Raw genomic sequence first — 7,673 nt, 5'->3', positions numbered from 1 at the left:
CGGGCGCGGGTGGCGACGAGCGCCGCCACGTAGAACGCCACGACGCCGGCGAGCCCCGGCGAGCCGACGCCGACCACCGCGAGCCGGGGCGCCGCGGCTGCGTCCGAGACGGCGAGGAGCGCGGTCGCCAGCGGGCGCGCCGCGACGAGGGCGAGCGCTCCGAGCGCGGGGGCGGCCGCCGCGCCGACCGCAGCGATCGTGGCCGCGATCGTGAGCGCCGAGCCGATGGGCACGGCGGCGACGTTGGCGAGGAGCCCGAGCACGGGGAGCTGGCGGAAGTGAAAGGCGAGCACCGGCGCGGCGGCGAGCGACGCGGCGACGCTCGCGCAGGCCCCCGCGACGACGGGCTCGAGGAGGCGCGCCCGCCAGGTGCCGGCGCGCGGCCGCTCGAGCGGGAGCGCGCGGCGGAGAGGCCCGGCCCAGGCGACGAGGCCTGCGACCGCCGCGAACGAGAGCTGCAGCGAGACGTCGAGCGCTCCGCCCGGATCCGCGGCGAGGAGCGCGATCGCGGCGAGCGCGAGGGTGTTCGCGCCGCCGGGCTCGCGGTGGAGCGCGGTGCCGGCGAGGATCACCGTCGCCGCGACCGCGGCGCGCAGCACGGGCGGGCCGGCCCCGGTGGCGATCGCGTAGACGAGCGCGACCGGGAGGGCGATCGCGGCGGCGATCCTGCGCGGGTCGGCCCGCGCGGCGAGCGCGTCCGCGCGCAGGAGGAGAGCGCGCAGCAGCCGCTCGAGCCCGAACGCGACCACCACGAGGTGCATGCCCGAGACGGCCAGGACGTGGGCGAGCCCGCTCCGGGCGAACGAGGTGCTCGTCTCCGGATCGATCCCGCCCCGATCCCCCGCGCCGATGGCGCGCACGACCCCGGCCTCGCGGACCGGCAGCGCACGCGTCGCCTCCTCCGCGAGCCGCTCGCGGCCGCGCTCGAGCCAGCTCGGCGCGCGCGCGGGACGGGTCCGGATCGCCGGGCCGGTCGCGAGCGCCTGGTGCGCGATGCCGCTCGCCGCGAGCCGCGCGCGCACGTCGCGCCCGCCGGGGTTGCGGGCCTCGGGGGGAACCCGGAGCACCGCCCGCAGCCGCACCTCGTCGCCCAGGCCGAGCGGCCAGGGCGCCTGCGCGGCGAGCACCTCCAGCGGGCGGCCCTCCGGGGCGCGGAGCCGGAAGCGGACGCGGTCGCCGAGGGACTCCGGAACCGAGACGATCCGGCCCTCGAGCGGCGCCGGCCGCGGCGGACCCGAGGAGAGGCCCCGATCGCCTCGGGAGTCGCGAGCACGCGCCGTTCCCTCTCCGGCGGCCGTGAGCGCACGCTCGGCTGCCCACCAGCCGGCCACGGCGAAGGCCGCGGGCGCGAGCGGCGGGGACGCCCCGAGGAGCAGGAGTGGGGCAGAGGCGGCCGGGAGGCGAGCGCCGTGGAGGCCGAGGGCCACTCCGGCGACGAGGCCGAGCGCCGGCGCGACGAGGGGATCCCGGCGGGTCAACGGACCCCTCGGGACCCCCAAACGGGAGGCACGCGAAGAAATCCGATTTCCGTAGTGTTATTGAGCGGAACGGGAGCTTGTGATAGCCTCCCGCGATCAAGCTCCCGCCCTGGCCTCGACCGTTCCGGTCGGCTCCCGGGAAGACTCAGGGAGCGGAGGAAGGAATGCCCGCAACGCAGGCTACTCAGATGGCCCCGAATTTCAAGGTCGGGGACAAGGCGGTTTATCCCGGCCAGGGGGTCGGCGAGGTCATGGGAATCGAGCACAAGGAGGTCGCCGGCCAGCGCCAGTCCTTCTACGTGCTCCGGATCCTCGAGAACGGGATGAAGATCATGATCCCCATGAACAAGGTCGGCTCCGTCGGCCTGCGCGAGATCATCGGGGAGAAGGACGTCCGACGCGTCTACACCATCCTCCGGGAGAAGGAGGTCTCGGTCGACTCGACGACCTGGAACCGCCGCTACCGGGAGTACATGGACAAGATCAAGACGGGCAGCGTCTTCGAGATCGCCGAGGTCCTGCGCGACCTGTACCTCCTCCGCTCCGACAAGGACCTCTCGTTCGGCGAGCGGAAGATGCTCGACACGGCGCGCTCGCTGCTCATCAAGGAGCTCGCGATCGCGAAGGAGTGCGGCGAGGACGACGTCGAGCAGGACCTGAAGAAGATCTTCAACTGTTGACCGGCTGCCCGGGCGCGAAGGCGCCCGGGCGCATCCCACCCGACCGCCGCACGGACGCTCGTCCGCGCGGCGGTTGCGTATCGGCGCGCTCGTGCGCGCGGGTGGGTGAGCGGCGGTCACGGTGGTCACGGCTGTAGCAGGTGCGGTGCCAGCCCGCGTCGCGGGCGAGGAGATCCGGATGATCCGCGGCGAGCGGGTGGCGGCGATCCTGGCGGCAGGCGGCTCCGGCGTGCGCGCCGGGGTCCGAAAGCAGTGGCTCGAGGTCGGGGGCGAGACGGTCCTGCGGCGCGCGGCGCGCGTGCTCGCCGGCTGCGACGCCGTCGACGAGCTCGTGGCGGTGGTGCCCGCCGGCGAGGAGGAGCGCGGGCTCGCCGAGCTGGCAGGGCTCGGGAAGCCGGCGCGGGCTGTCGTGGGCGGCGCCGCGCGCGCCGACTCGGTGCGGAACGGCGTGCGCGCGGCGGACGGCTGCGGGATCGTGCTCGTGCACGACGCCGCCCGGCCGTTCGCGACCGCGGAGCTCGCGACGCGCGTGGCGGAGGCGGCGGCGCGCGACGGGGCGGCCCTGGCGGCCCTCCCGGTCACGGACACGGTGAAGCGGGCCGCGGCCCGCGCCGACGCCGCCGCGCCCGCGCGGGTCGAGGCGACGCTCGACCGGCGTGCGCTCTGGCTCGCGCAGACACCCCAGGGGTTCCGGCGGGCCCTGCTCCTCGAGGCGTTCGAGCGGGCGGGGGCCGCGGCGGCCGAGGCCACGGACGAGTGCGCGCTCGTCGAGGCCATGGGGGCGACCGTGACGCTCGTGCCCGGGGAGCCGGGGAACTTCAAGATCACCGGGCCCGAGGACGTCGCCCGGGCCCGGACCTTCCTCGAGGCCCCCGTGGCGATGGGGGTCGGCTACGACACCCACCGGTTCGCGGAGGGGCGCAGGCTCGTGCTCGGCGGCGTCGAGTTCGACGGGGACGGCCTCCTCGGCCACTCCGACGCGGACGTGTGCGCCCACGCCATCGGCGACGCGATCCTGGGCGCGGCCGGGCTCGGCGATCTCGGCCGCCACTTCCCCGACACCGACCCGCGCTGGAAGGGGGTCTCCTCGCTCGCGCTGCTCCGCGAGATCGCCGCGAAGGCGGCCGCCCGGGGCCTCCGGGTCGGGAACTGCGACGTGACGCTCGCGGCCCGGCGGCCCAAGATCGCGCCGCGCGCCGAGGAGATGCGCGCGCGGCTCGCCGAGGCGCTCGGCGTCGCGCCCGCGCAGGTGAACGTGAAGGCCACCACGGGCGAGGGGATGGGCTTCGTCGGGCGCGGCGAGGGGATCGCCGCGCACGCCGTCGCGCTCCTCGTCAGAGTGCGGTAGGAGAAGCGCCGATGCCCATCGTCATCTCGGACACGCTCACCGGCACGAAGCGCGAGCTCGTGTCCATCGAGCCCGGCAAGATCCGCTTCTACGCCTGCGGCCCCACCGTCTACGACTCGGCGCACGTCGGCCACGGCCGGAGCTACGTCGTGTGGGACCTCGTGGTGCGGCACCTGCGGGCCCGCGGCTACGAGGTCCGCTACGTCCGGAACTTCACCGACGTGGACGACAAGATCATCCGCCGCGCGAACGAGCGGGGCGAGGACCCGGTGAAGCTCGCGGCCCGCTACGCCGAGGAGTTCGACGAGGACATGGACGCCCTCGGCAACCTGCGCCCCGACGTGGCGCCGAAGGTCTCCGAGCACGTCCCGCAGATCGTCGCGATGATCTCGACGCTCGTGGAGAAGGGCTTCGCGTACGCGCCGGGGAACGGCGACGTGTACTACGCGGTGCGCGCGTTCCCCGACTACGGGCGGCTCGCCAAGCGGAACCTCGACGACCTCCGCTCCGGCGCGCGCGTGGAGCCCGGCGAGGCGAAGCGCGATCCACTCGACTTCGCGCTCTGGAAGGCGGCGAAGCCCGGCGAGCCGGCGTGGGACTCGCCCTGGGGCCGCGGCCGGCCGGGCTGGCACATCGAGTGCTCGGCCATGACCCTCGCCCACCTCGGCGCGCCCATCGACCTGCACGGCGGGGGCAAGGACCTCGTCTTCCCTCACCACACGAACGAGATCGCGCAGTCGGCCGCGGCGGTGGGGGACGGCCGGACGGCGGAGAGCTTCTGCCGCCACTGGATGCACCACGGGTTCGTCGAGATCGACAGCGAGAAGATGTCGAAGTCGCTCGGCAACTTCTTCACGCTGCGCGACGTGATCGCGAAGTTCGACCCGGAGGCCATCCGCCTCTTCTTCCTGGGGACGCACTACCGCAACCCGATCAACTACTCGGACGCGATCCTCTCCGAGGCCGAGCGCCGCCTGAACTACTTCTACGAGACGCTCGAGAAGGTGGACGCCCTCTCCGAGGGGATCTCGCCGGCGGGGGAGGGCGGGGCGGTGGTGGAGGCCGCGCGCCGGGCGCTCGACGACGACTTCAACGCGCCGCAGGTGCTCGCCGCGCTCGCAGAGGCGTTCACGGCGGCGAACGCGCTCGCCGATCGCAGGGGGAAGAAGAGCCCGGAGGACCGCGCCCGGCTCGCCGCGTTCGCGCGGGACGTGCGCGAGGTCGGCACGACGCTCGGGCTCGTTCAGCGCCGGCCGGCCGAGGCGCTGCGCGCCGTCCGCGCCAAGGCGGCGGCGCGCCGCGGGATCGAGCCGGCGGCCGTGGAGGCGAAGCTCGTCGCGCGCGCCGAGGCGCGCAAGGCGCGGGACTTCGCGCGCGGGGACGCCATCCGCGACGCGCTGCTCGCCGAAGGGGTCGCGATCATGGACGGGCCGCAGGGCACGACCTGGAAGGTCGAGTAGCCGCGGTCGGGCGCGGCCGGCGGACGCGCCGGGAGACCGGGCGTCCGCGGCGCGGGAGGTCACTCCTCGAGCGGCGGCTGCGGACCGGGGACGATCCCGGCGATGTCGGGGTCCTCGCCCGGCGCGACGGGACCGCGGTCCACCTTCTCGCGCTTGCGCTGCTCCTTCTTCTCGTCCTTGCGGCGCTGCTTGTCGCGGCGCGCCGCCTCCTTCTGCCGCTTGGTCGCTCCAGGGTTGAAGGCCATCTCTCCTCCGGGGCTCGAGATCGCGAAATCGTGGGGGCCCGGCCACTGCGGCCGAGCCCCCGGGAAGCGGCTCACGCCGCGCGCTGCGCCGGGCGGACGTACGCCGCCTGGGCCCGTGCCGTTTCGACAGGCGGGACGCGCGCAACGTAACCGGAACGGGTGCGCTTGTCGAGCGTCCGCGCCGCCACTCTCCGCCCGGGCGCGCAGTCCCGGACGGTGCGCCGCCAGGCGGGGAGCGGAGGCCTCGCCGCCCGCCGCGGGAGGGAGACGGCGAACGGTTCCTGATCGCGGGGCCGCGCGCCGTTACACTCCGCTGCGTGCCTTTCGACTTGAGGAGCGAGTTCAAGCCCACGGGCGATCAGCCGCGGGCCATCGAGGAGCTCACGGCCGGGCTGCGCCGCGGCGACCCGCACCAGGTCCTGCTCGGCGTCACCGGCTCGGGCAAGACCTTCACCGTCGCGAACGTGGTGGCGGAGGTGCGGCGGCCGACGCTCGTCATCGCGCACAACAAGACGCTCGCGGCCCAGCTCTACGGCGAGTTCAAGGAGCTCTTCCCCAGCGCCGCCGTCCACTACTTCGTCTCGTACTACGACTACTACCAGCCCGAGGCGTACGTCCCGTCGACCGACACGTACATCGAGAAGGACTCGTCCATCAACGACGAGATCGATCGGATGCGGCACGCGGCCACGCACGCGCTCCTCACGCGCAACGACGTGCTCATCGTCGCCTCCGTCTCCTGCATCTACGGCCTCGGCACCGCGGAGGCCTACTACGGCCTCCTGCAGCAGGTGGAGCGGGGGCAGGAGTTCCTGCGCGACCGCTTCATCCGGTCGCTCATCGACATCCAGTACGAGCGGAACGACGTCGACTTCCACCGCGGCACCTTCCGCGTGCGCGGCGACACCATCGAGGTGTTCCCGCCGTACGAGGAGGATCGCGCCATCCGGATCGAGTTCTTCGGCGACGTGGTCGAGTCGATCCACGAGTTCGATCCGCTCCGCGGCCAGACGCTGGCCGAGCTCGACAAGGCGGCGATCTTCCCGAACAGCCACTACGTGTCGGCGCCCGAGACGCGCAAGCGCGCCGTCGACGGGATCCGCGAGGAGCTGCGCGAGCGGCTCGGCGAGCTCAAGGCGGCGAACAAGCTCGTCGAGGCGCAGCGGCTCGAGCAGCGGACGATGTTCGACCTCGAGATGCTCGAGCAGATGGGGTTCTGCTCCGGCATCGAGAACTACTCGCGCTGGCTCTCGGGCCGGAAGGCGGGCGATCCGCCGCCGTGCCTCCTCGACTACTTCCCGAAGGACTTCCTCCTCGTCATCGACGAGTCGCACCAGACCGTCCCGCAGATCGGCGCCATGTACCGCGGCGACCGCTCGCGCAAGGAGACGCTGGTGGACTTCGGGTTCCGCCTGCCGTCGGCGCTCGACAACCGGCCGCTCAAGTTCGAGGAGTTCGAGGGGCTCGTGCGCCAGGGCATCTACGTCTCGGCGACGCCGGCCGAGTACGAGCTGCAGAAGGCGCAGGGCGTCGTCGTCGAGCAGATCATCCGCCCGACCGGCCTGACGGACCCGGAGGTCGAGGTCCGGCCGGTGGGGTCCCAGGTGGACGATCTCCTCGGCGAGGTGCGCAAGCGCGCGGAGGCCGGGGAGCGCGTCCTCGTCACGACGCTCACGAAGCGGATGGCGGAGGACCTCACCGAGTACTTCACCGACGTGGGCGTCCGCTGCCGCTACCTGCACTCCGACATCGAGACGCTCGAGCGCAGCGCGCTCATCCGCGACCTGCGCAAGGGCGAGTTCGACGTGCTCATCGGCATCAACCTGCTGCGCGAGGGCCTCGACATCCCCGAGGTCTCGCTCGTCGCGGTGCTGGACGCCGACAAGGAGGGCTTCCTCCGCTCGTCGGTGTCGCTCATCCAGACGATCGGGCGGGCCTCGCGGAACGTGAACGGGCGCGTGATCCTGTACGCAGACTCGATCACGGCGTCCATGAAGCAGGCGCTCGACGAGACGAACCGGCGCCGCGAGATCCAGCGCGCCTACAACCTCGAGCACGGGATCACCCCGCAGACGGTGAAGCGCAACATCACCGACCTGCAGATGGCGATCGTGGAGGCGGACTACGTCACCGTGCCGATGGCCGCCGAGGGCGCGGAGTACAAGCCGGAGCAGCTCCCGATCATCGTCGCCTCGCTCGAGGAGGAGATGAAGGAGGCGGCGAAGGCGCTCGAGTTCGAGAAGGCGGCGCAGCTCCGCGATCGCATCCTCGCGCTGAAGGACCTCCAGCTCGGGCTGCCCGCCAAGGCGAGCGGGGTGAAGGGGCTGCTCGGCTCCGGCGCCTTCGCCGGCGCGGCGGCGATGGGGAAGCTCGGCGGCGCGCGGCGCCCGCAGCAGCGGCGCCGCCGGCGCTGACCACCGGCGGGCGGGCGAGCGAGCGCGTGCCGTCGCCGCCTGGAGGAG

Annotated in this window: 6 protein-coding genes; 4 read left to right on the top strand and 2 right to left on the bottom strand. The window is 73.7% G+C overall.

Features of this window, described 5'->3' with window-relative positions:
• On the bottom strand, positions 1 to 1,478 hold a 1,478-nt coding region (locus tag MNZ39_RS13770; protein ID WP_242339424.1), incomplete at its 3' end, for a ComEC/Rec2 family competence protein.
• Positions 1,479 to 1,666: 188 nt separating this feature from the next.
• On the opposite strand from MNZ39_RS13770, the gene MNZ39_RS13765 reads away from it, so the two are divergent.
• From MNZ39_RS13765 to cysS, 3 genes are all read left to right on the top strand, one after another.
• Entirely contained in the window at positions 1,667 to 2,158 is a 492-nt protein-coding gene (locus MNZ39_RS13765; RefSeq protein ID WP_242339422.1) for a CarD family transcriptional regulator, read from the top strand.
• Between the two features lie 178 nt (positions 2,159 to 2,336).
• Positions 2,337 to 3,506 (top strand): 2-C-methyl-D-erythritol 4-phosphate cytidylyltransferase, encoded by a 1,170-nt coding sequence (gene ispD / locus MNZ39_RS13760; protein ID WP_242339426.1) that lies wholly within the window; start codon positions 2,337 to 2,339, stop codon positions 3,504 to 3,506.
• A gap of 11 nt (positions 3,507 to 3,517) precedes the next feature.
• Positions 3,518 to 4,966, top strand: coding sequence for a cysteine--tRNA ligase (gene cysS / locus MNZ39_RS13755; protein ID WP_242339420.1), 1,449 nt, complete (start codon positions 3,518 to 3,520; stop codon positions 4,964 to 4,966).
• 59 nt (positions 4,967 to 5,025) lie between these two features.
• Here cysS and MNZ39_RS13750 read toward each other — a convergent pair whose 3' ends face one another.
• Positions 5,026 to 5,211: a hypothetical protein gene (locus MNZ39_RS13750; protein ID WP_242339418.1), complete on the bottom strand. Its 186-nt coding sequence runs from the start codon at positions 5,209 to 5,211 to the stop codon at positions 5,026 to 5,028.
• Between the two features lie 317 nt (positions 5,212 to 5,528).
• Between MNZ39_RS13750 and uvrB the strand changes: the two genes are divergently transcribed.
• Positions 5,529 to 7,625, top strand: coding sequence for an excinuclease ABC subunit UvrB (gene uvrB, locus MNZ39_RS13745; RefSeq protein ID WP_242339415.1), 2,097 nt, complete (start codon positions 5,529 to 5,531; stop codon positions 7,623 to 7,625).
• Positions 7,626 to 7,673: the final 48 nt, after the last annotated feature.

This window comes from Anaeromyxobacter sp. SG66, assembly GCF_022690805.1.
Taxonomy (GTDB): Bacteria; Myxococcota; Myxococcia; order Myxococcales; family Anaeromyxobacteraceae; genus Anaeromyxobacter; species Anaeromyxobacter soli.
Note: the sequence above shows the minus strand (reverse complement) of the source record. Positions and strands in the feature narration are given on the sequence as shown.